This window comes from Dyadobacter bucti, from assembly GCF_005869225.1.
GTDB lineage: Bacteria > Bacteroidota > Bacteroidia > Cytophagales > Spirosomataceae > Dyadobacter > Dyadobacter bucti.
On sequence record NZ_SWFP01000002.1, the window covers coordinates 957564 to 982941 of the forward strand.

General features: G+C 47.7%; 16 protein-coding genes. 10 read left to right on the forward strand and 6 right to left on the reverse strand.

Going from position 1 to position 25378, the window contains the following annotated elements:
• Window positions 1-22: 22 nt before the first annotated feature.
• The 4 genes from FBF61_RS08905 to FBF61_RS08920 all read right to left on the reverse strand — a co-directional run bounded on the left by FBF61_RS08905 (window position 23) and on the right by FBF61_RS08920 (window position 6783).
• Entirely contained in the window at window positions 23-1495 is a 1473-nt protein-coding gene (locus tag FBF61_RS08905; RefSeq protein WP_138476845.1) for a RagB/SusD family nutrient uptake outer membrane protein, read from the reverse strand.
• A 10-nt stretch (window positions 1496-1505) separates the two neighbouring features.
• Complete coding sequence (locus tag FBF61_RS08910; protein ID WP_138476846.1) at window positions 1506-4937, reverse strand: TonB-dependent receptor; 3432 nt, start codon at window positions 4935-4937, stop codon at window positions 1506-1508.
• 97 nt (window positions 4938-5034) lie between these two features.
• Window positions 5035-6066 (reverse strand): FecR family protein, encoded by a 1032-nt coding sequence (locus FBF61_RS08915; protein WP_138476847.1) that lies wholly within the window; start codon window positions 6064-6066, stop codon window positions 5035-5037.
• Window positions 6067-6180: 114 nt separating this feature from the next.
• Window positions 6181-6783: an RNA polymerase sigma factor gene (locus tag FBF61_RS08920; protein WP_138476848.1), complete on the reverse strand. Its 603-nt coding sequence runs from the start codon at window positions 6781-6783 to the stop codon at window positions 6181-6183.
• Between the two features lie 259 nt (window positions 6784-7042).
• On the opposite strand from FBF61_RS08920, the gene FBF61_RS08925 reads away from it, so the two are divergent.
• From FBF61_RS08925 to FBF61_RS08950, 6 genes are all read left to right on the forward strand, one after another.
• Window positions 7043-7714: an RNA polymerase sigma factor gene (locus tag FBF61_RS08925; protein ID WP_138476849.1), complete on the forward strand. Its 672-nt coding sequence runs from the start codon at window positions 7043-7045 to the stop codon at window positions 7712-7714.
• A gap of 61 nt (window positions 7715-7775) precedes the next feature.
• On the forward strand, window positions 7776-8786 hold the full coding sequence (locus tag FBF61_RS08930; RefSeq protein ID WP_138476850.1) for a FecR family protein: 1011 nt from the start codon (window positions 7776-7778) through the stop codon (window positions 8784-8786).
• Window positions 8787-8831: 45 nt separating this feature from the next.
• A complete protein-coding gene (locus FBF61_RS08935) occupies window positions 8832-12269 on the forward strand; it encodes a SusC/RagA family TonB-linked outer membrane protein (RefSeq protein ID WP_138476851.1) in 3438 nt (1145 codons plus the stop codon).
• Between the two features lie 18 nt (window positions 12270-12287).
• Entirely contained in the window at window positions 12288-14048 is a 1761-nt protein-coding gene (locus FBF61_RS08940) for a RagB/SusD family nutrient uptake outer membrane protein (RefSeq protein ID WP_138476852.1), read from the forward strand.
• A 21-nt stretch (window positions 14049-14069) separates the two neighbouring features.
• Window positions 14070-16637, forward strand: a complete 2568-nt coding sequence (locus FBF61_RS08945; protein ID WP_138476853.1) for a T9SS type A sorting domain-containing protein — start codon at window positions 14070-14072, stop codon at window positions 16635-16637.
• Between the two features lie 5 nt (window positions 16638-16642).
• Window positions 16643-19096, forward strand: coding sequence for a chitobiase/beta-hexosaminidase C-terminal domain-containing protein (locus tag FBF61_RS08950; RefSeq protein WP_138476854.1), 2454 nt, complete (start codon window positions 16643-16645; stop codon window positions 19094-19096).
• Here FBF61_RS08950 and FBF61_RS08955 read toward each other — a convergent pair.
• Both FBF61_RS08955 and FBF61_RS08960 read right to left on the reverse strand, forming a co-directional pair.
• Complete coding sequence (locus FBF61_RS08955) at window positions 19086-19619, reverse strand: DUF4199 domain-containing protein (protein WP_138476855.1); 534 nt, start codon at window positions 19617-19619, stop codon at window positions 19086-19088. The two genes, FBF61_RS08950 and FBF61_RS08955, sit on opposite strands and share 11 nt — an antisense overlap.
• A gap of 114 nt (window positions 19620-19733) precedes the next feature.
• Window positions 19734-20213, reverse strand: a complete 480-nt coding sequence (locus tag FBF61_RS08960) for a helix-turn-helix transcriptional regulator (RefSeq protein ID WP_229214972.1) — start codon at window positions 20211-20213, stop codon at window positions 19734-19736.
• A 258-nt stretch (window positions 20214-20471) separates the two neighbouring features.
• Between FBF61_RS08960 and sugE the strand changes: the two genes are divergently transcribed.
• The 4 genes from sugE (at window position 20472) to FBF61_RS08980 (ending at window position 25376) form a co-directional block, all read left to right on the forward strand.
• A complete protein-coding gene (gene sugE, locus FBF61_RS08965; RefSeq protein WP_138476856.1) occupies window positions 20472-20792 on the forward strand; it encodes a quaternary ammonium compound efflux SMR transporter SugE in 321 nt (106 codons plus the stop codon).
• Window positions 20793-20981: 189 nt separating this feature from the next.
• On the forward strand, window positions 20982-21854 hold the full coding sequence (gene dinD, locus FBF61_RS08970) for a DNA damage-inducible protein D (RefSeq protein ID WP_138476857.1): 873 nt from the start codon (window positions 20982-20984) through the stop codon (window positions 21852-21854).
• Window positions 21855-21892: 38 nt separating this feature from the next.
• Window positions 21893-22780, forward strand: coding sequence for a dienelactone hydrolase family protein (locus FBF61_RS08975; protein ID WP_138476858.1), 888 nt, complete (start codon window positions 21893-21895; stop codon window positions 22778-22780).
• 202 nt (window positions 22781-22982) lie between these two features.
• The gene (locus tag FBF61_RS08980; RefSeq protein WP_138476859.1) at window positions 22983-25376 is read left to right on the forward strand and encodes a TonB-dependent receptor; all 2394 of its coding nucleotides are present in this window, start codon (window positions 22983-22985) and stop codon (window positions 25374-25376) included.
• Window positions 25377-25378: the final 2 nt, after the last annotated feature.

A 25378-nucleotide genomic window follows, 5' to 3' on the forward strand; every position in this document is an offset into this window, starting at 1 on the left:
ACGGCCGGTTACAAATGCAGTCTCAATAGCCGGGGTTCTGCCAGAGCATCGTCTCATCCGCATATCTTGATATTTCTTCGAACGGCACCGCAAAAACTTTCTGATGTGCTTTCATCGAATATATGCCCCCTCCTTCCAATTTCGTAGCCAGGAATTTATTGACTGTTTCTTCAGCAATATTCCATCGGAGCAGATCCAGCCAGCGCAATCCTTCAAATGCGAACTCTACCCGCCGCTCCTTCCGGATAGCTTCGCGCATTGCCTGCTGAGTGGTGATATCCTTCGCCATTTTGGCTGGAAGCCCAGCGCGGCTTCTGATTTCGTTCAAAATCGCTAACGACTCACCCTCGGCAACATACCCTTCCTCATTCAAAACTTCTGCATACATCATTTTGACATCAGCATAACGCAGCACCGGAATGTTATTCGCCCAGTCCTGCTGACTTTTAGGCACGTAAGTATAATGGTTGTATTTCCGGATGAACACCGTAACGGTATCTACCACACCTGTGGCACTTACCCAGCCTTTCAAAGTAGACATTCCCTTACGCAAATCGCCCTTTTCGTAGCTATCATACATGCCGGGTGCTACCTTCAGAAAACTGGAATAACCCGAAAACGGCATGACGCTTTTGTCATTAAATCCTTCGGGAAGCAGCCCCGTGGCAAAATTCTGGCCCTCGCCAGTCTGGCCGCCGACAAATTGTACCTCCCACACCCGCTCTTTTCCGTTATCAAAACCGTCGTCGAAAGCCTTCTTATAGCTATCTTCCAGACTGTACTTTCCCGAACCAATGATGTCGGCCAACAGAGGTTTGGCCATTGAAAACTTGGACTGGAACATGTACAGGCGGGCCAGCATACCTTCCGCCGCATATTTCGTAATCCGGCCTCTGTTTGCGCCCGTCCACTCGGCCGGCAACAGTTTGATCGCTTCTTTGTAGTTGGTTTCAGCAAACGCAAAAGTCTGCTCCTGGCTGCTGCGTTTGACCTTTTTCACTTCGGCAACACTCAGCGGTTTTTCCAGGATCGGCACTCCGCCAAAGATCCAGCCAAGCGTCCAGTATGCGTATGCGCGGAACATGTATGCTTCGCCTTTGATATTATCTCTCATTTTGGAGTCTGAGAATTCTCCGGCATCGATCTTGTCAAGGATCAGGTTGCTGTAATGGATGATCTTGAAATGATCGTTCCAGGATTGGGTCGTCCAGCTATTGGAGGCGTTATCGGTGAACTGGTCCAGGCCTTCGAAATAGTTGCTGCCGAGGCTCACTTCATCGCCGCGCCCGAGCGTTCCGCGAAACCAGCTCGTATTGGATGCAAACAAGCCTTGCTGAACAGCATAAGTACCTGCAATGGCCTGATTAAAATCATTTTGTGTTTTGTAGGCTGCGTCAACACTATATTCAGAGTCGGGCTGTACCTCCAGGAATTGGTCACAGCCAGACAGAATTAAAGTTCCGAACAGCAACAAAGTATATATGGTCTTTTTCATATCTGATGGCTTAGAATGTAAGATTGATCCCGAAAGTGTATTTTTTGGACAGCGGATAAGTGCTGTAATCGACGCCCACCTGCGTATTCGAATTCCCGAAACTGTTCGTCTCCGGTGTCACACCGGGATAGTTATCGAATGTTTTGAGATTATCGACTGAAACATAAAGCCGCGCTCCTCTGAACAAACTGCGTCCTCCGGCTTTGCCGGGCAGGCTATAACCTAATGCAATATTCCGGACACGGAAAAATGTTGCATCGAATATCCTGAAATCGCTGTTTACATCTGATTTGGTCCCTTTCGTGTACGGAGTCGTTCCGTCCCACGACATGTCCACCCCCAGATATTCGGGAATCGGGTTTTCACCGGGGCCGTATTTTTCCTCATAATTCGGTTTCCAGGCGTGTACCCATTTCGAAAATACATTGACATTGGTACCGCCGTTGTCAAGTGAACGCTGCCCGAGGAAAAGTACATCCCCGCCAAGCTGGCCCTGAAGCAATATGCTCAGTTCAAAATTTTTCCATTTCACACGATTCGTAATACCATAAATAAGGTCCGGAAGATTATTGCCGTACGGAACAAGATCCTGGGTGTTGATCTTTCCATCCCCATTCTGATCTATATATTTAACATTACCGATCTCCTGGCCCGCCAGCGTAGGCACAGTAGCCTTTCCGTCGGCAAAATCGCCGGCCATGAGCAATCCATTGGTCCGGTAAGCGTAGAACTGCGAAACCGGCCCGCCCACCTTGGTGATAAACTGCGCATCCCAGTTACTGCTGATGGTTTGTTTGATGCTACCCATGTCGAGTACCTTATTTTTATTGGCGGATAAATTAAGGGAAGACGTCCAGCGTACGGCCCCGGCTGTGTTTACCGTCGTCAGATCCACCTCCCAGCCCTTGTTCTGAATAGATCCAATGTTACTTCTCCTGCTTCCGAAACCGGACGTATTGGGGATGGGGAGACTGAAAAGCAGATTATCCGTTTTATTGATATAGTAGTCAAGATTAACCTGCAAGCGGTTATTGAACGCTGAAAAATCCAACCCAAAATCTTTGGTTGTGGTAGACTCCCATCTCAGATCAGGATTCTGAATGTTGGAAGGTACCAATCCCGGCACGACAGCATCACCCCAACTGGTGTTGTTGATGCCCATTTTGGCTATGTAATCATAATTACCGATCCTGTCGTTACCGGAAACACCCCACGCCGCACGGATTTTGAGCAACGAAAGCCAGGTGGCACCTTTCAGGAAGCTTTCTTCATTAACCTTCCAACCCGCTGATACAGCAGGGAACACGCCCCATTTATGATTTTTTCCGAAGCGTGAAGAACCATCGCGGCGAATGGTGGCATTCAGCAGATACCGGTCGCGGAAACTGTAACCAACCCGGCCAAATATAGAAGCGATGCGCGAAGCATTTTTATCTGTCGAGGCCTTCGTAGCTGTGGTGGCAACATTCAGCGTTTCGATGATATCATTAGGCCAACCGCTTGCTGTGGCCTGGATCTGAAAATACTCCCGGCTTTCCGCACTCTGCCCGGCGAGCAAATTAAAAGAATGGTCTCCGGCTGTTTTATCATAGGATAATGTGTTCTGTATCGACCAATCTTTGGTGGTTTGCGAATAACTGTTTCCCAGCGGCAAGTAGCCGTTATTAAAGCCAAGATTACCCGGCTGAAAATATTCGTACTGGTTCTGGTTGAAATTGTAGCCAAACTGTGATTTGAACGTCAGACCGGGAATGATCTCATATTGGCCATATACCACGGATGTAAATTTGGCTTTATTGGTTTTGTCCGTCGTGTGTTTCAAACGTTCGACCGGGTTCGGAAATGCCTGCCCTATTCCTACCGGGTAACCCCAGTCACGCGTGGCCTGATTTAATCCTACAAGCGGCGACTGAGCCAATGCGTGGTGGATCACCGTTTCTTTACCCTGCGTATCCCGGTCGTCCTGCACCGAAAAAGATGGCGACAGGTTCATACCGATTTTGAAGCGGTTGGTCACATTCAATGTTCCGTTGAAGCGGTAGTTCATTCGCCGGTAATATGTATTCAAAATAATCCCGTCCTGATCAAAATAGCCACCGGACATATAGATACTGCCGATATCGTTCTTCGCCGAAACAGACACCTGATAGCTCTGGATCGGGGCTTTTTCCATGATCGCGCGCTGCCAGTCAGTGCCTTTGATGTTTGGATCGAGCCAGGCGTCGGGGATCTGCAAATTGGCCGGACGCGAGGACATCGGGTCTTTCATAGACCCGCCTTGCCGCAGCCAGGTTTCATTCCTGTCCCAGATATTGTATGCCAGCCACTCATTCTTATTCATCATACCTACAAACTTTTCCGGATCCTGGATGCCGTAAAATGCGTCGAAAGTAACAGCAGGCTTTCCCGTTCCCTGCTTTGTTTCAATGAGTACTACGCCGTTTGCTCCCCTGGCTCCATAAATCGCGGTCGCGGAGGCATCTTTCAGGATCTGAACCGAGGCTACATCGGCAGGATTGATATCACCCATATCTTCTCTCGGAACACCGTCAATGACATACAATGGATTGCTGTTTCCGTTGATCGTATTCACACCTCTTATTCTGATCTGAAGTTCCTGTCCCGGAATACCCGACACGCTTTGTGCCCTTACCCCGGCAAGCTGCCCGGCGAATGCGTCACTTAAAGTCGGGATAGGCCTTCCCTGAATGGATTCAGCACCGATTTTAGACACCGAGCTCGTCAGGTTTTCTTTTTTAACAGTTCCATAACCCACCACGATAACCTCCCCGAGCATCCTGGTGTCGGCCTGCATCGTAACGTTGATGCTGCTCAAATTACCCACTTGGATTTCCTGCGGCACATACCCAACAAAAGAGAAAATCAAAACAGCAGAGGCATCCGGCACTTCGATGGAAAACCTGCCTTCCTGATCAGAGATAACACCACTTTGCGAGCCTTTGACAATCACGCTCACACCTGCCAGCGGTTCATTGCCGGTATCGCGGATGAGACCTTTTACTTCCAGCACCCGGCGGGCTATTCCCTGGGATACCAAAGATCCCTGTCCGGCCAGGACAATATCTGAAAACAAACGATCGGTGTTATACGTCTGTATTTTTGACTCGGTCTTCTTTTTTAGCAGAATATGTTTTCCATTAATCTGCCACGTAATACTGGTTCCCTTGAAAAGCTGATTGAGCGCATCGTCCAGCGAGCCATTGAGGTCTATGCTGACTTTCCGGCGCGTATCTACCTGATTGGAACTGTAAAAAAAGCTGAGGTTACTCTGATGCTCGATTTCGTGCAGCACCTGCCTGAGGTTCTTTTCTTTGAGATGCAGCGAAATCTTTATCTCGTCAACGGAAGCGTGAGCCTGAAAAGGCATCAGGTGGAGCAGCAATATAAAGATGCTACTGAATAGTGTTAAAGCACTTTGCATACTTTCTGAAGGTTAAATGATACGACAATTTTGACTGGCTCCGGTATGCGGTCCCGCACCCTTTACGCTGGTAGATATGGAGGTTGTTTTCGATAGGCTATGGTAGTTTAGTGTGTATTTCATCGCATAATTTTCCTTTGATCAGCACATTTTTCCCGGTTACTATAGACGCTACGCCTGTAACTGATTCAAACAATGCCAGTACTTCGGGCAATGTTTCTTGGTCCACATTAAGATTGAAAAGGCAATTCTCAGAGGCTTCTTCAAGCTCGATTTTTACCCTGTACCACTTTTCCAGTTCCCTTACGATAACTCCAACCGGCTCATCTTCAAATACCAATTTCCCTTTTTTCCAGTAGCTGCTTTCATCGGGCGCAACGCTGGCGGTTTGTATTTTTTTGTGCTCCTTGCTAAAAACCGCCTGTTCGTTAGGTGTCAGTACCGTGGCTGCGGCACCGGGAGCTTCGAGGTCCTTGATCGCAACCTTGCCACGGATGAGCGTCGCCTCAAAAATGTTGTTCATTTTATCCGACTTCACATTGAAAGCAGTTCCGAGTACTTTAATTTCCATCCTTCCTGTCTTTACATAAAACGGATGATTTTTGTCATGAACGACGTCGAAAAATGCCTCTCCTTCGAGCGTAACCTCCCTGTCCTCCCGGACAGACCAGCTTTTGTCATAAGTAAGTGTAGAATTAAAGTTCAGGATTACTCTTGACCCGTCCGGCAGGAAAAGGCTCCTTTTCTGGCTTTCGCCGGTTTTAACGACAATCCGCTCGCTTTGCCTGAAATACCTGTAGCCGAATCCAGCAAACAGAAATAACACCACAGACACTGCCACTTTCCACAAAAATGCCCTTTTCAGCAACGGTACAATTCTGGTCTCAAATCTGTCCCCTGCTTCTATACTTTCACGTATTTTCGCCAAAATCCGGTCAGACTGAGCCGGATCAAGTACGCCCTCCGTCTCAAATACCGACTCGGATTCATGTTCGAGCACATCGGCCAGAACCACTTTACCAGTCGGTACTGCCAGATGTACAAATAGTGTTTCCAGCTCATTTTCAACGCATTGACCCGAAATATACTTCGAGAGCAGCTGGCGAATGTAGTCTTCGTTGTTATTCATCGTTCCAGGATTATATTGCTAATACAAACACACCTGCGAACAGGCATGCTCACACTGAAAATATTTTTACAGGAAATCGGAACGAAGAGTTTTTGACTAAAAATCAGCCTTAATTCAAATATCAATCGAGAAAAGCGTCAGCACGAGATAGACATCCATAGGAATGCCAGTGTGTGCCTGCAGGTATTTTCGGATAAAACGGTTGGCTTTAAGAATATGGTCTTTGACAGTACCCTTGGAAATACCCAGTGCATGGGCAATCTCATCCAGGTCCATTTCATTAAACCGGTACATTCGGAAGATTTTCTGCCGCTGGGGAGCCAGCATGGAAATTACCGCATCGGCCTGCGCCTCATAGTCGGCCGATAGAATTGCATCTTCGGTTTCATTGTGCCCGGCCGAAGAAGCCCGGAAAATCTCCGCCATCACAGCTCTTTCCCGTGTTGCACGACTGAGCATATTCAGGATGTGATTTCTACAGATTTTGATCAGATACCCCTTCAGAGACAATTCTACATTGAGCTGGCCCCGGTTCTCCCACAATTTCAAAAATACATCATGCACTGCCTCCTCCGCCAGTTCGGGTGATTTCAGAAAACGCAGCGAAAAATAATAAAGGTAGGTGTGGCAGGAGTTGTAAACCTCCGTGAAAGAAGCCATATCGCTCAGTCTGATATGCTCGGCCAGCACGCTGTCATGCAGTAGCTTCCTTTTCATAAGACAGTAGTGTGTGTTTTTCAAATTTCTCTGTAAATATAAAAATAGCCAAGCAAAATTCAATTTTCTGAAGTTCCGGGAATGTATTCAGTCGTCCTTGTCCGGCAGACCTAGTCACTCAATTAACATTCATTGCAAAGTTTTCGGGAAATATTTCAAAAATTTGAATTTGCGAGTAAGTAGTATACCCCTGCCCACTTGTCTTGTTGGCAAGATTGTTAAATAACAATACCAATAAATTATTGTCCTTATTTGATGCATGAATTCAAAGGCGATTACTTCCCGGCAAGAAGACCCCATTTTGTCCCGTCCGATGGAACCTGTAGAGGATAGCGGGGGCTCCGGGATGGCAGAATTTCAGGATGACGAGTTTTTCATCCGGTCTGCGCTTCGAAGCGATCCCAAGGTTGGCGTTGAGTTGTTGTACAGCCGCTACTACTCCGCATTGTGCACACACGCGATCAAGTTCGTCGGGTCCCGGGAAATTGCGGAAGATATCGTTTCCGATATTTTCTACCGGTTCTATTCCGGCCGGATATTCGAGCGCGTAACCACTTCCTATCGCGCCTACCTTTTCCGGACCGTCCGCAACCAGGGATACAATTACCTCAAATGGGAATCGGCGAAGAAAATACCGATGGAGGACAGTTTCGACCTGACGAGCAGCGAATCCCAGCAACCGGACAACATTACCCAATATGAAGAACTGTACCAGGATGTAGAAAAGGCGATCGCTACGCTGCCGCTCAGGCAGAGGAGTATTTACCTGCTCTTTCATTTTGAAGGAAAATCGGTAAAGGAAATCGCGCTCGAATTGTCCATATCCGCCCGTACCGCAGAGGTACAGGTGTACCGTGCCCGCAATACCGTCCGGGCGCTGATCCGCAACAAATGGTTTATTTCAATTCTGATAGCTCTGACGATCCTGTAAAATACTGACTAACAGCATAAGTCTTCACCAAAAACTTGTCTGTTTTCCCAACAACTTATATATGAATACCAATATCACAAGAGAACTATTGTTTGACCACTTTAACGGGAGCGTGTCGGCACGACAGCGACGGCTCATTGATGAGTGGGTCAAAAAACCGGAAAATGCAGAATTGTTTTACAAATACCTGATGGAATGGGAATTGTCCCGCCCGCAATATCATGTCGATTTACAGAAAGGCATCGAAGCGTTCAGGGAACGGGATAAAAAAGCACAAACCGGAAACCCGGAAACTGTATTAGTTACCCGCGCATTTGTAAACAACAAACGGCAGCTCTGGCTCGCCGCGGCTTGGGTTGTTGCTGTTTTGGGCTTTCTCGGATGGTTTTTTCAAAATCAATTGCTGTACAAAAACCTGTCGACCGGACCCGGCGAGATCCAAACCTGGACGCTTGAAGACGGAAGCAGCGTTAGCCTGAATGCCAATTCTGAACTGACGGTGCCGAGGTGGGGGTTTGGAAGCAATGCCGCGAGGGAGGTATATCTGACAGGAGAAGCTGAATTTTCGGTAACCCACAAAACCAATGGTGAAAGTTTCATTGTGAAAACACGCGACCATGTAGATGTGATCGTGCTGGGGACCCAGTTTACGGTGTACAGCCGGCCTGATAAAACGGAAATTTCCCTGAATAAAGGCAAAGTGCAGGTACAGCATCAGACCGGGTTAAAAAGGGAGGACCTCATCATGGCACCGGGTGATATGGTTACCCTCAGTAAAAAAGGCCATGTAGAACATAACCGTTTGAAAGAGCCTGCCCAGTATGCTGCCTGGAAAGAATCCCGCTTCGTTTTTGACGAAACTTCACTGACCGACATTGCCCGCCTGCTTGAAAACAACTACAGTCTCAGCGTCGAAATCGCTTCCCCGGAAATAGCAGCACTGACCATTTCGGGCTCTTTCAAGGCCCAGGACCAATATGAACTTATCAATTCAATATGCCGGATACTGGATATCCGGTACAAAATCAAAGGCAAAAAGGTGATCTTTTCAGCAGAAACAAAACCCGAATAACCCCCGCCATAAACGCATCAAGCATATTCCTAAACCTGCTTTCAAATGAAAAAAATTCTGTTTACACTTTTATCGGTCGTCCTTTTTATGCCCGGTTGTCCCGCCCAGACACTGGCCATGCAACCGGTGCCCGAAGTAAGAAAAGAGAACCCGTCGGCTGTGATGAAACTCTCCGACGTTCTCAGGAAGTTCAAAGACCATTACAAAGTAGATATCATGTTTGCCGACCGGGCCGTAAAAAACAGAACGGTTGCGGCCTCGGCGATTAAATGGGACGACAAGCTGGAAGCCAACCTTACCCGCATCCTGCCCGGTGCCGGTTTGCAATTTTCCCAGCAAAAAAGCGGGTCTTATGTAATTGTCGCTGAGCATAAAACACCGGAGACAAAGCCGAAAGAAGATTCTAAAAAAGACAATACCTCTTTGCCTTCGAATGAAGAAAGCAAGGTACTGCCTGTAAGGGAAACAAAACAGGGAGCTGCCGTGCAAACCGTTTCCGGAACTGTAAACGATGAAAAAAACGAACCGCTGCCGGGAGTAAGCGTGGTAGTAAAGGGAACCCAGACCGGTACCATTACCGATTCGGAAGGGAAATACAGCCTGGAAATCCCAGATGAGTACAGTATTCTTGTATTCTCTTATGTAGGTTATCTGCACCAGGAAATCGGTCCGAAAAGCCAGAGTGTCCTGAACATTACATTGCTCGCCGACAACAAAGCGCTGGAAGAAGTAGTAGTGGTAGGCTACGGAAGCCAGAAAAAAGCCAGCGTCACAGGGTCGATTGCGACGGTTAAAAATCAGGATCTGGTAAAATCGCCGGCCGCAAGCCTTGCCAATGCTCTGGCTGGCCGTCTGCCAGGCCTCGTGTCCAAGCAAACCAGCGGGCAGCCGGGTTATGACCAGGCCAATATCAATATCCGGAATTTTGGACGTGCACTCATCATCGTTGATGGTACCGAGCAGCCTTTCAATAATATCGACCCCAATGAAGTTGAATCGATTTCCATTCTCAAAGATGCTTCGGCAGCGATCTACGGAGCCCGGGCAGGAAATGGCGTAGTCCTGGTCACCACCAAAAGAGGGACGACCGGGAAACCAAAGATTTCATTGAACACTACGCTCACCAACCAATCCTATACCAATTTTCCAGAGCCCGTGAACGCAGGCCAGTATGCAACCTTGTACCGGGAAATTCAGCTCAATTCGGGAATTCCGGAAAATGCAACCAAGTACTCCGAGGCCGATATTGCCAAGTTTTATGCAGGCAACGATCCGCAGTACCCTAATACCAATTGGTTTAACGAGATCATGCGCAAGCAGGCGCCCCAGCAACAATACAATATGACCGTCAGCGGCGGCAATGAAAAAGTGAAATACTATACTTTTCTGGGTTTTGTGAACCAGGACGGAATGTTCAAAGGTGACAATACCGGGTACAAACGCTTCAATGTGCGTTCCAATGTGGATGTAAACCTTACCAAGCAACTCACACTTTCTCTTGACCTTTCCGGCATACGCGAAAACACCAGACAATCCAACCGCCCGGCTTCCGAGGAATGGTTCTGGATGGATTTCTTCGACAGTACCCCCACTTCCCCCTCTTCTTTCCCTGATCCAACCAAGGTACCGCATATCAGCCCGGGCCCGTTCAACGCGATCATCAATACACATGAAGATCTGGGCGGATACCATAAGGTTTTCAAAACCACTATCAATGGCTCGGCCAGGCTGAACTACGATGTAAAAGCGGTACAGGGACTAAGTTTTAGACTGAGAATGAATTACTTCCAGATCCAGGAGGAACAAAAAAGATGGACAAAACAAAACGATATATGGGACTATGATTACACTGCTGACAAATATTCGTTGTACGGAAAGTCATCCCCGACTTCACTGAACCAGTCGTACTATACTAATCAGATTTTTACCGGCCAGCTTTCGGCGAACTATGAACGTACATTCCGGAATGCGCATACTTTCAGCGGCTTACTGCTTTTTGAAGCCATTGATTACAATACCAAAAACTTCTCCGCCTACCGGGAAAACTACATTACCAGCTCCATCGATCAGCTTTTTGCGGGCGGTACCCTCAACCAGCAGGCCAACGGAAGTGCGGCTGTGAGCGGCAGGGCGAGTTTTGTGGGCAGGCTCAATTATGGTTTCAAAGACAAATACCTGGCCGAAGTAACGATGCGTTACGACGGCTCCCCCAACTTTCCGAAAAGCAAAAGATGGGGCCTGTTTCCGAGTGTATCGGCAGGATGGAGGATATCGGAAGAAGCATTTTTCAGGAATAACGTGACCTGGATGGATAACCTCAAACTGCGCGGGGGCGTGAGCCGGACCGGCTTCGACGATATCGGTGCATTTCAATATCTTACGGGCTTCCAGTTTGCAGGATTTAATGTAGTAGGTGGCAAGGAAGTACCCGGCCTCACCACCACCGGACTGGCCAATACCAATATTACCTGGGAAACGATGACGCTTTCCAATATCGGCCTGGAAGCATCTGTATTTAACGGAAAAATTTATACAGAAATCGACCTTTTCAGCCGTCTGCGTGAGAATATGCTGGGAACGCGTGTAGCTTCACTTCCAAATACTTTCGGAGCTTCGTTGCCGAGTGAAAATATCAACAGCCAGCGGGCACGCGGGTTCGAGATCCTGCTGGGACACAGAGGCAATGCCGGCGAGTTCAAATACGATATCAGTGGAAATGTCTCTTATTCCCGCTCACGCTGGGTGCATTTCGATGAGGTGGAATATACCGATCCCGACGATATCAGGCTCAGAAAGCGCTCCGGTCAATGGACAGACGTGTACAATGCCTACCAATCCGACGGGCTTTTTACGTCAGCGGAAGAGATCAATTCCCTCGGTTACAATATGGACGGAAAAGACAATACCACCCTGCACCCCGGCGACATCAAGATCCGCGACCTGAACAACGACGTCATCATCGACTGGCGTGATGTAACCACCATTGGCAGCGGCGGTACGCCCCATATCATGTACGGGATCAATTTGAATTTGCGTTACAAAAACTTCGATTTCAGCGCGCTGGCGCAGGGTTCTGCTGATTATTATGTGCAGCTGCAAGCCGGGAATATCAACCTGGACGGGGTAAGAACGCCTTATAAAGTGATATGGGAAGAAAGATGGACGCCGGAAAACAACGACCGGAACGCCATCATCCCGCGCCAGACGCTGGGTCAGGTGACCAACAACTGGAACTCTGATTTCTGGTATAAAAATGCGTCTTATGTAAGGTTGAAAAACGTCCAGCTCGGCTATACTTTGAACCAGCGTTTTATCAAAAAAATCGGTGTGGAACAAGCCAGACTATTGTTGACAGGCGCCAATTTATTCTCCATCAATCCATTGCAAAAATATGGTCTCGACCCCGAATCGCCGGACGCGACAAGAGGATGGAGCTACCCGATCCAGAAAACAGTTTCCGTTGGCATTAACCTCACATTGTAATTTCAAAATCGCAACATCATGAAGTTCAGACATGTATTTATTCTTGCAGCAGCCTTCCTCGCATTATCCTGCGATCAGGTCCTGGACAAAGCCCCCCTCAATATCATTTCGGAAGATAAAGTCTGGAACGACGCCGTGCTCATTAACGCATACATCGACCGGGTTTACGGGGAAATGGATTTTCTGGTCCGCGACGGATCGGGTTTTGAAGAGGTGGACCCTACTTCGGGCCTGGCGGATGAAGGCCGGCAGGGAAGAAACTGGCATCCCCTGTTTTTTAGATGGAAAGCCGGATTGTTGGATAAAGACGGCGGCCTGCTCGAACTCTGGCCTTATGAAACCATCCGCAAAACCAATGAATTTCTGGAAAAGATCGTCAGTACCAACGCTGTCCCGGAACAGACGAAAAAGCAGCTTTCTGCCAGGATCCGCTATGCACGGGCACTGATCTATTTTAATATGGTAAAAAGGTATGGAGGAATTCCCGTGATCACGCGGGCGCAGCAGATCGATGACAGTTACGAAGAATTATTTGTAAAAAGGAACAAAGAAGCCGAAGTCTACGACTTCATTCTTTCGGAAATGGATGGCATCGTGGCAGACCTCCCCGCCTCCTACCCCGCCGCAGAAATCGGTTATCCTACCAAATACGCGGCCCTGGCCCTGAAAAGCCGTGCAGCCATGTTTGCAGCCAGTATTGCAAGCTGGGGTAAAGTGGAAATCGACGGGCTGGTAGGCGTGCCAGCGGCAGACGCGCAACGTTTCTGGCAGGCATCCTATGATGCTTCCAAACAGATCATAGAATCGAAGGCTTTTTCTCTTTACAATAAATTACCCGACAATAAATCTGAAAACTTCCGCCAGCTTTTTTTGGATGAAAACAATAGTGAAGTGATTTTTTCCAAACAGCTCACCGGCGTGAATGTCGGTAGCAATTATGATCTTTTCATGTCGCCATTCCAGTTCTGTCCGGGCTGGGGAGGTTCCAATACCTCTGTTTATCTGGAAATGGTGGAGTCTTTTGAAAATGTGGACGGTACTCCGGGGACATTGGACAAAGCGCTGGCCACCAGCAAACCCTGGAACCTCACAGAACTTTTTGCAAAAAAAGATCCGCGCTTTTTCGCGACCATTTACTTTGAAGGAGATATGTGGAAAGGGGAAGCCATTGAAAACTGGGGAGGCATCATTACCCCGGCGGGAGCCAAAATCACCAGCGGATTTTATGAAGGACGTTCCGCACAGGGCAGGTCGTTTTCGGCAGGCGGATATGCAGGCGGGCAAATGACAGGTTTTAATGTAAAAAAATACCTGGACGACAAACTGATACCGGTCGACCAGGGCAAAACATCGGTTGACTTCATCGTTTTCCGTTACGGAGAAATCCTGCTGAATTTTGCGGAAGCGGCTTTCGAACTGAACAAACCTGCCGAAGCCCTGGATGCGATCAACCAGCTCCGCAGCCGGGCGGGAATTAAAGCCCTGGCCGCAGCCACCCGCGAAAATATCCGCCACGAAAGGAAAGTCGAGCTGGCTTTTGAAAACCACCGCTGGTGGGACCTGCGCAGGTGGAGAATTGCCGAAGAAGCTATAACCCGCAAATTCACAGGAATTTACACCTTTTATGACGTAACCTCAGGCAAATTCAAAATTGAGCTAAACCCTGACGCCATGGCCGGCACGCCGTCCAGCTTCCAGGCCAAGCATTACTACCTGCCCATTACCCCAGGCCGCATCGCCAACAACCCGAATCTCGGCCCGGAAAACCCGGGGTATTGATATCACCTAAAACATACCAACATGAAATTTCCTTTTCGATCGTTGATCATGGCTGCAATGCTGGCCGTGATCAACCAGAAGCTCTCTGCCCAGACTATTTTCCCCAGGGCAGCTGCCACGCCGGACTCCGCCATTTCCCACATTAATATCAATGGAAAAACCTTTCATGAAATTTTCACGGTAATGTCGTTGCAGGGAAATGTGAACCGTACCAAGCCGAGGATTTTCGTGGTTGGCAACGGAATCGTCGAGGCGGTGAATTACACCTCTACCCAATACTGGCTAGATAAGCTGACCGGTTATACCAAAACCGAATACATCAATATTTACAGTCTGATCGACGACTTCTCAGCGGATATCAGCGGCTGCGTATTGTATCACCCTGCCGTGTTTACATATCCTGTTGGCGGATTTTACCCGCCGGGTTTTCAGGTAAGCGATGATAACCTGGCCAAGATCAATGTTACTACCATGCTGGCCGCAAAGCACAATGCCGTGATCCTTACCGAAGCCCAGCGAAACGAACTGATCACCAATTACGGTCTTACTTTGCCCATACTTGCCGATTCCCGAAACCTCGCCTCCGACTGGCTGGGGTTGTATACCTGGGCCATGACCAACCTGGCACCCGACCTGCGGACCGACATTACCAATCATCTTTCTCACTTTTGCCTGGGCACGCTGGATTATATTATTTCACAAAAAATATTTACGTATAACAATTACCGTGGTACAAAAACGTCTGCTATCGAAGCGATGGAACAGGCCTTTCTGGACATCTCCCCGCCCAATTCACCGGTGATCGGTGTGTGGTATCTGCAATCGGATGAGGGAAGTTTTGTACAGAAAATTACGGAAAACGGGAAATTCATGACAGTGACTTATGAATCATTCAATCTGAGCTGGAGTACCGGTTTGCCGTTAGCAACTCTTCCCGTCCAGCCCCGCCGCAGCCTTACTTTCGACCCGGCGAAAGTATACCTTTCAATAACCCGGACGGACGGAGACAATATGTCGTTCCTCGACAGGGTATTCCCCGGAAACTTCGATCATGCCTCGCGTACCGACTATCCCACGGGCTGGGAAATGCTGAGCACGGTCAACGAGCTCAACCCGACCGTAGCAGCCTACTATTACGATAATATTGAAAATTCCAATTTTGTGACACCCGTTTCCGGCGTCGGTTACACGGCTCCGCTGCTTCCCCAGGAATTCAGGCAAACTTTCATGGAACAAAGCGATCAGTATATGCTCGATACCGACTGCCGGGTAGTGAGGACTTTATGGCAGGATTTCAAGCAGGCTTTGCCTTATAGTTATCTCAAAAATACAAAGGGAATACTTGTGGGTTACAATGTGGGCGATGTTTCTGTTGCCAATAATGCCAGTGCCAATATGATCGCCTGCGGCAAAGCTTTTATGAAAACCTATGATATTTCCGAGCTTTCCAACATCAAAAATTACTCAGGTACAACACCTGCATTTTTCAATGTCAGCGTGTCAAGCATGGCCGTCAACGACATTGTTACGCAGCTCAATACCCTGCCTTCCCATTTTGAAGTGGTAACGCCGGAGGAACTGGTCGATCTTTATTTACAATACAAAGACGATGAAGGGATTCAATACAAGGATTTTACAGAGATCACCATTGAGCCTACCGAAGACGCCGCGGGAGAGGCCCTGCATTTGTACGACTATGGATTTTCATCTTTTGATTTTCCCAATCACGCAAGGTTTGCGGATCTGAACAACTTTTTTGTCTACAAACTCTCCCTGGACCCGAATGTTACAAGCGTGAGCGTGGACCTGACGATGTATAACAATTACCTGGTACAGGCCGGGCAGGACCCTTTCAACTGGACGGAGGTAACCCGCTCTCCCGCCGACGTGCACGACGGTACCAACCTCGCCACACATACCTTTGACCTGACACCTTATCTGAATGACAACCATGAAATTTATATCAGGTTTGGCGACGCTTCTCCGACAGACGGCTGGGGCGGGGCTTTGGTGAAACTGGAACTGACGACCTCCTCCGCTACGCTGCCTGTAAAATTTCTGCCGCTCAAAATCAGCAAATCAGAAACAGATGCCAAACTGAGCTGGGGTACAGTTACCGGGCCTACCGACGATTATTTTGAGGTTATGCGCGGCAACAATCCCAAAAAACTTGAATCCATTGGAAAAGTATACGCCAAGGATTTCGCCGCGGACGAGACCTTTTACGATTTTACAGATTCAAATCCGCCGGGCGGCAACAATTATTACCGGATCAAGGGAGTGGACAAAGCGGGTGAAACAACGTTCACAAATATTGTCGCGGCAGGTTTCCATACCATCAGGGAAGCCAGCATTTATCCGAATCCGGCCAAGAGCAGCATTCATTTTGCATACAAATCGACCCAAAACAATCCAGCCGAAATCATTCTTTTTAATAAAAACGGCATACCTGTTTCAAAAAAGGCTGTCAGCGACAAGGAAGGTCAAAATACCTACGAGTTTGGCATTTCCGGTTTGAAGCCCGGCATTTATATGCTGTTGCACAAAAACGGCGCCGGTACTGCCACTTATAAATTCATTAAAGAATAACCCTGATGAGAGTTTTTGCAATTCTGTTGATTTTGCTTTCCATAACCTTCGATCTGACTGCCGCGGAATTTTACGTTTCACCTTCCGGAAACGACAATCACCCCGGCACGAAATCGCAGCCTTTTGCTACCATTGAAAAAGCAAAACTGGCTGTACGCCGCGAAATCACAAACGGTCAGCAGGAAGATATTACCGTGTTCCTGCGTGCTGGGACATATCGTTTGAGTAAAACAGTCATATTCGGCCCGGAGGACGGAGCCAAAAACGGCTTCAAAATAACCTATGCCTCTTATCCCGGTGAAAAGCCCGTGGTAACCGCAGCAAAAACCATTACCGGCTGGAAAAGAGCTTCTGCTGATCCGGAACATTTACCGGCAGAAGCTGCGGGCCATTTATGGTATGCCGAATTAGGAAAAGGTATGGATTTCAAAATGTTATATCAAAATGGAATTGCACTTCCCAGGGCCCGCTCGAAAGGATTTATGCCGGTGCAGAACAAACCCGGTTCCGGCAACAAGACACTGATTTTACCTGAAAGCTTTCCCACGTATTGTTGGCCGGGAAACGGTGGCGTCGAAGTGCTGATCAGGCCCACTTTTGCCTGGACGATGAACATATTGCCGGTTGAAAGCGTGGATACCAGTACCCGCACCGTCAAAACCACCATCGGCGGGACTTATCCCCTGGACCCGCAGCCAAAATGGTCGCTGGATGCGCACCATATCACCGAAACCTGCTGGCTGGAAAACAGCGTGAGCTTCATTGATGCGCCCGGTGAATGGGCTTTGGACACTTCGACCGGAAGGTTGTGGATTTGGCCCGAAAACGACCAGTCTCCGGAAAACGTATCAGCTCCGCTGTGCACAGAACTCTTTCTCGTAGCCGGTACTATTTCAGATGAAATGTCTGCCGACAATCCTGTTAAAGGGTTGATATTCAAAGATCTTGTTTTTGAAAACAACGACCGTTACACCTGGCGCGACAGCGAACCGAGCTTTCAGCACGACTGGTCGGCTGTGGACCAGGCGAATGCGATGGTGCGTGTGCGCGGGGCCGAAAATTGTGTGGTTGAAGGATGTGATTTTAAAAACGGTGGAACCGCAGGCATCCGGCTGGATTTGCACTGCCGCAACAACCGCATCGAAGGAAACAACATCGGCTATGTGGGCGAACACGGCATTGCGTTATGCGGATATGGGCCGGGCACAAAGGATGTGAACAAATTCAATGAGATCAAAAACAACAATATCCATCATACCGGACAGCAGTACTGGTTTGGTTTCGGGATTTACATTGCGCAAAGCGGAGAAAACACCATTGCCAACAACCTGATCCACCATACTCCGTTTATAGGCGTGACCGTCAGCGGGAGCCGGGATTTCAAATATGGCTCGCCCCGGGACGGGGAAGGTTACCGGGCTGTGCGATGGAATGAAATCAGTGAAAACCATAAGGAACAGATCGCGGCGGGTTATGCCAAAGGAACAGAACTGACGGCTTTATTTTACCCATATCTGCACGCCCGCAACAATGTGATCCGCGACAATGAAATTTTCAGCGTGGTTGAAACCATGGGCGACGGAAACGCTGTTTACTTGTCGGGAGCAGGAACGGGGAATGTGATCAGACGCAATTTTATCCACGATATTTTCAGTGCCGGCGTGCAAACGGCGCTGCGTCCCGACGATTTGCAGGAGCAAACATTATTTTCGGAAAACATCGTTTACAAATGTGTTTACGGGGCAGTTGAGCACAAGCACGACAACAGTTACATCAATAACATTTTTGCCAACATTTATCCACTCAACCGCAACGGCGAATCCTGGGATGAATGGGCTTATGTTATTTTCGGCAGGGGGCCCAATACCGGCACAAGGGTTCAGAATAATATCTTTTACGATGACATCAGTACGGATTTCAGGTTTTATTATGCCCGGAAAAACTCGCCTCTGACCGATGCCTTGATTGATAACAATCTGTATTTTTCCAGAAAATCCCCTAAAAACGCACAAAAGCAAATCTCAGCCCTGCAAGCCTCCGGCCTCGACCGGCATAGCCTGATCTCGGACCCGTTATTCCTCAATATCCGAAAACACGATTTCAGCCTGCTGCCTAGCTCGCCCGCCGTGAAAACCGGATTCAGGGAAATTGACATGCGTAAAATCGGGATTCAGCTCTTATGGCGGAAGAAAGTAATTGGCGACAAATTGCTGGGCACAAATATAGCTTCGAAAAGCTCGGGGCAATCTTCGACAATCATTGTCTCGCTGAGCTGCGATACACCGGGAGCTATAGTGCGGTTTACTACGGACGGGAGCGAACCTTCATCATCTTCCGAGATTTACAAAAACCCGCTGGAATTTGACAAATCCGTTTTTATCCGTGCCAGATCTTTCAGTGAAGGATACTCCGATCTTTACGGAGCTTCGGATTATTTTTCTCCCGGTATCAGTTTTTAACCGCCAGTCCCGAGTTACGTTTCAGAATAAATGAACTGACCAAAGCTACAATAAGTCCGACGGGAAGTACCTCTGCATACGTGATAAGCACGACGAATAAAGGGTTCTTGTACATCTCTTTGAAATCCGCCATTTCTTTCGTCTTATCCGCGATTTCAGCAGCCGTGGCGCCTTCCCGCGTAGCTTCTCTCAGAACGTGAAGCGAATATTGATCAATAAAATCTGGCAGGAAAAGATAGTAGCAAAACAACCACACGACAACATATATCGTTGAGCCTACGAGTGCGATCAAAGCTCCGGTTTTAAATGCTTGCCCAAAGGTGATATTGCCGCCCAGATCCTTGTCACGGTAGTTTTTAATACCAAAAAATGTGAAAGAAAAAACCACCACCATCACCGCATAACCGAGCACATCATTGCCCTGGAAGTCGGGATTGGTATAGCAGAGACGGGCCATGTAAATTCCATTACCGCCAAGGAGCGTTCCGAGGATCAATCCAAAAATGGTGACAACACGTTTCATATTTTGAATGTTAAAGTGATGGCTCAAATGTAACCCGGCGGGATATTCCCGGACTCATACTAAAGTACCAAAAATAGTTTCAGGGCCGGTTTTCATACCAAAGTACCGGTTCGGTCAGGGTGTAATTTTCAGTCTTTTGGATTTCTCTATGGCCTGTGCCCTACTCTTCACATCCATTTTCATAAATACATTGGAAACATGCGTTTTAACAGTACTGAGTGAAAGAAACAAGTGAGAAGCAATCTCTGTATTACTATATCCTTTGGCCAGCAATTCCAGCACCGCATGTTCCCGGGCTGTCAGGTTGAGCTTTTTCAGTTCGGCTTCGTTGATCGAGAAATGATCCGGCAAAAGTGTAGCGGCCTCCCGTTTTATCACCACAGTTTCTATCCTCGGTTTGGCGAGTTGCAAAGCGAGCCAGATACCCAGCACTGTGAAAAAAATCGCAATCAAGCCTACATAGATATCGAGGAAATAATCCACGATCAGGAACTTCCATTGCAGAAATTTTAAAACAAAAATCAGCACGGCCATGAGCAGACCGTATAAAACAGCATGTTTTGATCTCAGGAAAACCGACTTCAAAAATATCATACAATACAGAGGACAAATCCAACGAACGATTATCCGCTTAATTTAAAAAGGATAATTCAATTCACCGATCAATTCCCCGGACGGTCTGCCAAGGCTTCATGAATTTCGTAGAAATATTTTTGATTTTATTCAATAATGAAAATCGGTTAACTTTGCCGGAAATTGCTTCGTCAATCCGGCGGCAATTCAGGAGGACGACCTCCCTCATGGTGAGAAATCGATCGGGACGGCCTGCTATATTATCTAAGTTAATTAGTTATGGCCTGGATCTATTTGGTTATTGCCGGTCTTCTGGAGGTTGTTTGGGCTTACTCCATGAAACAATCAGAGGGATTTACCCGCCTCTACCCTTCCATTATTACTTTCGTCGCGATGGTCCTCAGTTTTGGCCTCCTGGCATTCTCCATGCGCACGCTGCCGCTGGGCACCGCCTATACCATCTGGACGGGGATCGGGGCAGTTGGTGCTTTTGTACTGGGCATCGCATTTCTGGGTGAGCAGCTGACCTTCACCAGGGTCTTTGCCGGCGTGTTAATCGTCGCGGGGCTGATACTCATGAAACTTTCATCGACCCATTAAGAAAAAAGACTATTCTAAAAGCCGCAGACAGCCTATAAGAGAGGCTGTTTTGCGGCCTTCTGGTTTGATGTTTTAGTTCAGGGAAATTTTAATCGGCAGGTAGTAATTTTCCTGCGGTTTTATTCATTAGGTCTGGCCTCCTATCTTTGAAAAAAATCACCTTCAAACTTCAAAACAAAGCACACTACTATGGAAACTGCCCTCATCACCCAGCTAAGCAAAACCTTCGAAGAAGCAGCCTATGAGCAGGATGGCGTTGAGTATTGGCTCGCCCGTGAGTTACAGAATTTGCTCGGTTATTCCGAATGGCGGAATTTTTTAAAAACGATCGAAAAAGCCAAGGAAAGTTGCAAAAACACGTCTGAGAGCATCTCAGACCATTTTGTTGACGTCAACAAAATGGTCTCTATTGGTTCTGGGGCAGAGCGAAAACAAGAGGATATCATGCTCACAAGATACGCCTGCTACCTGATTGCGCAGAATGGCGACCCGAAAAAAGAGCCCATCGCTTTTGCCCAAAGCTACTTCGCGATCCAGACCCGGAAGCAGGAGTTATTAGAAGAACGGATCAAAATGATGGAGCGGCTTCAGGCGCGGGAAAAGCTGGCAGCTACGGAAACGATCCTGTCCAAAACCATTTTTGAAAGAGGGGTTGACAGCAAAGGTTTCGCCAATATCAGAAGCAAAGGCGATAGTGCTTTGTTTGGCGGAAACAACACAGGCGCTATGAAACGGAAACTCGGTATTACCGAAAACCGCCCGCTGGCGGATTTCCTTCCGACCATTACAATATCAGCAAAGCAGCTGGCAACAGAAATCACCAATTTCAACGTCAATAAAAACGACCTCCGCGGAGAGACGCACATTTCGTCCGAGCATGAAAAAAATAACAGTGATATCCGTGAGCTGCTTGGGAAAAGCGGCATAAAACCCGAAGAACTTCCTGCCGAAGAGGATATCAAAAAACTGGAACGCCGCGTAAAATTAGATAGCAAGACTTTGCCAAAAAGCAAGTTGGGCCCCTCCGGAAAAACGGACGATCAGAAACCAACTCAGCAATAAATTCTTCATATTTACCAATGTTTCCAAACCAGCTCAACATGAACGAAATCAAAAAAGAAGATATCAGTCAGGAGGTTTTTGACCTTTATGACGACTATGCCCATAACCGGCTCGAAAGGCGGGATTTTATGCAAAAACTCTCTGGCTATGCGGTTGGAGGAATTACCGTTGCATCATTGATGAGCTTTCTGATGCCCGACTATCACGGTGCGATCCAGATTCAGGCCAATGATCCGAGGTTAAAATCTGATTATATCAGTTATTCTTCCCTCAAGGGCGGTGGAACAATCAAAGCCCTGCTTTCCGAACCGGCGAATTCCAAAAACAAACTGGGCGGGATCATAGTTGTCCATGAAAACCGGGGCTTAAACCCACACATTGAAGATGTGGCAAGAAGAGCCGCTCTGGCAGGTTTTATTTCGCTGGCTCCTGATGCTCTGACTCCGCTGGGCGGCTATCCCGGCAACGACGACGATGGACGCACATTACAAAGCAAGCGGGACAGAAATGAAATGCAGGAAGACTTTATTGCAGCTTACGATTATCTGAAAAACCACAAGGATTGCAATGGGAAAATAGGTGTGGTCGGGTTTTGCTTTGGCGGAGGGATCGCCAACATGATGGCCACCCGCATCCCTGATCTTGCTGCGGCAGTTCCGTTTTATGGCGGCCAGCCAGTGACTGAGGACGTTCCCAAAATAAAAGCCCCCTTGCTCTTACATTATGCGGCACTGGATACACGTGTAAACGAGGGCTGGCCTGCGTACGAAGCGGCGTTAAAGGCAAACAAAAAAGAATTCACAGCCTACATGTATCCGGATGTAAACCACGGCTTCCACAATGATACCACGCCAAGATACGATAAAGCTGCGGCCGAACTGGCCTGGAAACGGACAATTGATTTTTTCAGTGAAAAATTAAAATAGCGAACACATGTTCAATATCAGTAAAAGCCGTTTCCTGGATAAGGATGCGGCTTTTACATATCGAATTGTTTCAGAACCCAAACAGCGAGATCATGTAATTTATTAATTTTCAATGAATTATATAAATTCTCCTGAGCAGCATACCATTGTTTTGTAACCATACGTTAACAATTTTTAACTTGACCGTCACGATCCTTCGCGTATGCTGAAAACGTTCTACACGTTGCTGTTTTTTCTTTGTCTTTCATGTCAGGCTTTTGCCCAGCCCATCACCATTAGTGGATTTGTGAGGGAACAAGGCAGTATGGAGTTGCTTCCCGGGGTCAATGTTTATCATCAGAATTCCACGATCGGAACGGTTACAAATACGTATGGTTTTTACTCTCTTACCCTGCCGAAATCCGATTCTGTTCACATCTCTTATTCATTTGTGGGATATGAAACCAAGATTTTGAGTATCGCGGCTGCGGCGGACCGGCAGGTTGATATCATACTTTCATCAGCGAATCAGCTCGACGAAGTGGTGATTTCCGGTAAAAGGCAAAGCGAAAAAATCAGCGAATCGGTGCAAATGAGCCAAATTGAAGTACCGATCGCCCAGATCAAGAAAATCCCGGCTTTCTTCGGGGAAAAAGATGTGATCCGGGTTTTGCAGCTGATGCCCGGGGTACAAAAGGGTACCGAAGGACAGACAGGCCTGTATGTCCGCGGTGGCGGTCCCGACCAGAACCTGATCATCCTCGACGATGCGGTCGTGTACAATGCCAGCCACCTTTTCGGCTTTTTCTCGGTTTTTAACAGCGATGCACTCAAAAGCGTGGAGCTAACCAAGGGCGGTTTTCCGGCCAGGTATGGTGGCCGGCTTTCTTCGGTCGTGGAAATGAACATGAAAGAAGGCAGTAAGGAAAAACTGCATGGAGAAGGCGGGATCGGCCTTATTTCGTCACGACTTACGCTGGAAGGCCCGCTGGCCAAGAAAAAAGCTTCATTCCTGATATCAGCCCGCCGTACCTACATAGACTTCCTGGCGGCGCCGCTGATTGCCCAGCAGCAGTCAGGATTTGGCAGCAAAGTAAAGCTGGGCTACTTTTTTTACGATCTGAATGCAAAAGTAAACTATGATTTCGGCGCCAAAAACAAGCTGTATGTCAGCGGATATTTTGGTCAGGATAAATTCAGTATCAGAGAAAAAAGTATGAGTAGCCAGAACAGGTCAGGCCTGAACTGGGGAAACGCTACGGCTACCTTACGCTGGAACCATTTGATCAACAAAAAACTGTTTGTCAATACTTCACTGATTTACAGCCATTTTAATTTCAATATCTTTTCCAATGATCAAAATTTTGACAATGGGAAAGCCGTGGATCAGTTCAGTCTGAAATATAATAGTCTGATCCGGGATTACAGTCTCAAAACAGATTTCGACTTTTATCCCAACACCAGGCACACCATCAAATTCGGATTGCAGGCCACCTCTCACCGTTTTGTTCCTTCTGCCCTGGGACTTGAGGGTGATTTTTTTGAAGATGAACTTGCTGTACAAGCGCGCCCTATTCAGACCATCGAGGCCGGCGCCTACATGGAAGACACCTGGCAGCCCTTTACCGCACTGAAAGTAAATGCAGGTTTCCGGCTTAGCATGTTTGAAACGCAGACAAAAACCTATATCCGGCCTGAACCAAGGCTTTCGGTTGCGCTGAAACTCGCTACTGACTTTTCCGTAAAGGCTTCTTATGCGAAAATGAACCAGTATGTACATCTTTTGAGCAATACGGGCTTCGGCCTACCTACAGATCTTTGGGTACCTACCACCGACCGGGTTGCACCCCAGCAGTCGAGCCAGGTTGCTTTGGGGTTAGCAAAAGATCTTGAAAAACCGGGCCTCGCACTAACACTCGAAGGTTATTATAAGACCATGAACAACATCATCAGTTACAAGGAAGGCTCTTCTTTTATCAGCCTGGACGGAAAAAACGCCAACGAGCTCAACTGGGAGGATAATGTAACGGCGGGCATGGGCTGGTCATACGGCGCAGAGTTTATGTTGCAGAAAAAAACCGGAAAACTATCAGGCTGGGTAGGTTACACGCTTTCGTGGACGAAATGGAAATTCCCCGAGCTGAACTTCGGAGAAACATTTTATCCCAGATACGACCGCCGCAATGACCTTTCCGTAGTTGGGATTTACGAACTCAGCAAACGCATTACCCTTTCGGCAACGTGGGTTTACGGCACGGGAAATGCCCTGACACTCCCCGTATCAAAGTTCTCTACTTTCTCCAATGAGTATCGGGTTGGTTTTTGGGGCTACCCTTCGGGTTCAGGAAATGTGATTACGGAATATGATAAAAAGAATTCATTCCGGGCAGAACCCTACCACAGGATGGACGTTGCGATTCAGTTTCATAAGAAGAAAAAAAGGCATGAAAGGACTTGGGAATTTGGTCTGTACAATGCCTACAACCGCAGAAATCCTTTTTTCTATAACATTGACCGCAAAGAGGACAAAAACAATCCCGGGCAAAGTATCAATGTTCTCACGCGCTATTCACTGTTCCCGGTAATGCCCTCTTTCAGCTACAATTTCAAATTCTGACA

Coding starts and splice junctions, on each gene's coding strand:
- FBF61_RS08905 (WP_138476845.1), bottom strand. CDS start 1,495: ATGAAAAAGACCATATATACTTTGTTGCTGTTCGGAACTTTAATTCTG.
- FBF61_RS08910 (WP_138476846.1), bottom strand. CDS start 4,937: ATGCAAAGTGCTTTAACACTATTCAGTAGCATCTTTATATTGCTGCTC.
- FBF61_RS08915 (WP_138476847.1), bottom strand. CDS start 6,066: ATGAATAACAACGAAGACTACATTCGCCAGCTGCTCTCGAAGTATATT.
- FBF61_RS08920 (WP_138476848.1), bottom strand. CDS start 6,783: ATGAAAAGGAAGCTACTGCATGACAGCGTGCTGGCCGAGCATATCAGA.
- FBF61_RS08925 (WP_138476849.1), top strand. CDS start 7,043: ATGAATTCAAAGGCGATTACTTCCCGGCAAGAAGACCCCATTTTGTCC.
- FBF61_RS08930 (WP_138476850.1), top strand. CDS start 7,776: ATGAATACCAATATCACAAGAGAACTATTGTTTGACCACTTTAACGGG.
- FBF61_RS08935 (WP_138476851.1), top strand. CDS start 8,832: ATGAAAAAAATTCTGTTTACACTTTTATCGGTCGTCCTTTTTATGCCC.
- FBF61_RS08940 (WP_138476852.1), top strand. CDS start 12,288: ATGAAGTTCAGACATGTATTTATTCTTGCAGCAGCCTTCCTCGCATTA.
- FBF61_RS08945 (WP_138476853.1), top strand. CDS start 14,070: ATGAAATTTCCTTTTCGATCGTTGATCATGGCTGCAATGCTGGCCGTG.
- FBF61_RS08950 (WP_138476854.1), top strand. CDS start 16,643: ATGAGAGTTTTTGCAATTCTGTTGATTTTGCTTTCCATAACCTTCGAT.
- FBF61_RS08955 (WP_138476855.1), bottom strand. CDS start 19,619: ATGAAACGTGTTGTCACCATTTTTGGATTGATCCTCGGAACGCTCCTT.
- FBF61_RS08960 (WP_229214972.1), bottom strand. CDS start 20,213: ATGATATTTTTGAAGTCGGTTTTCCTGAGATCAAAACATGCTGTTTTA.
- sugE (WP_138476856.1), top strand. CDS start 20,472: ATGGCCTGGATCTATTTGGTTATTGCCGGTCTTCTGGAGGTTGTTTGG.
- dinD (WP_138476857.1), top strand. CDS start 20,982: ATGGAAACTGCCCTCATCACCCAGCTAAGCAAAACCTTCGAAGAAGCA.
- FBF61_RS08975 (WP_138476858.1), top strand. CDS start 21,893: ATGAACGAAATCAAAAAAGAAGATATCAGTCAGGAGGTTTTTGACCTT.
- FBF61_RS08980 (WP_138476859.1), top strand. CDS start 22,983: ATGCTGAAAACGTTCTACACGTTGCTGTTTTTTCTTTGTCTTTCATGT.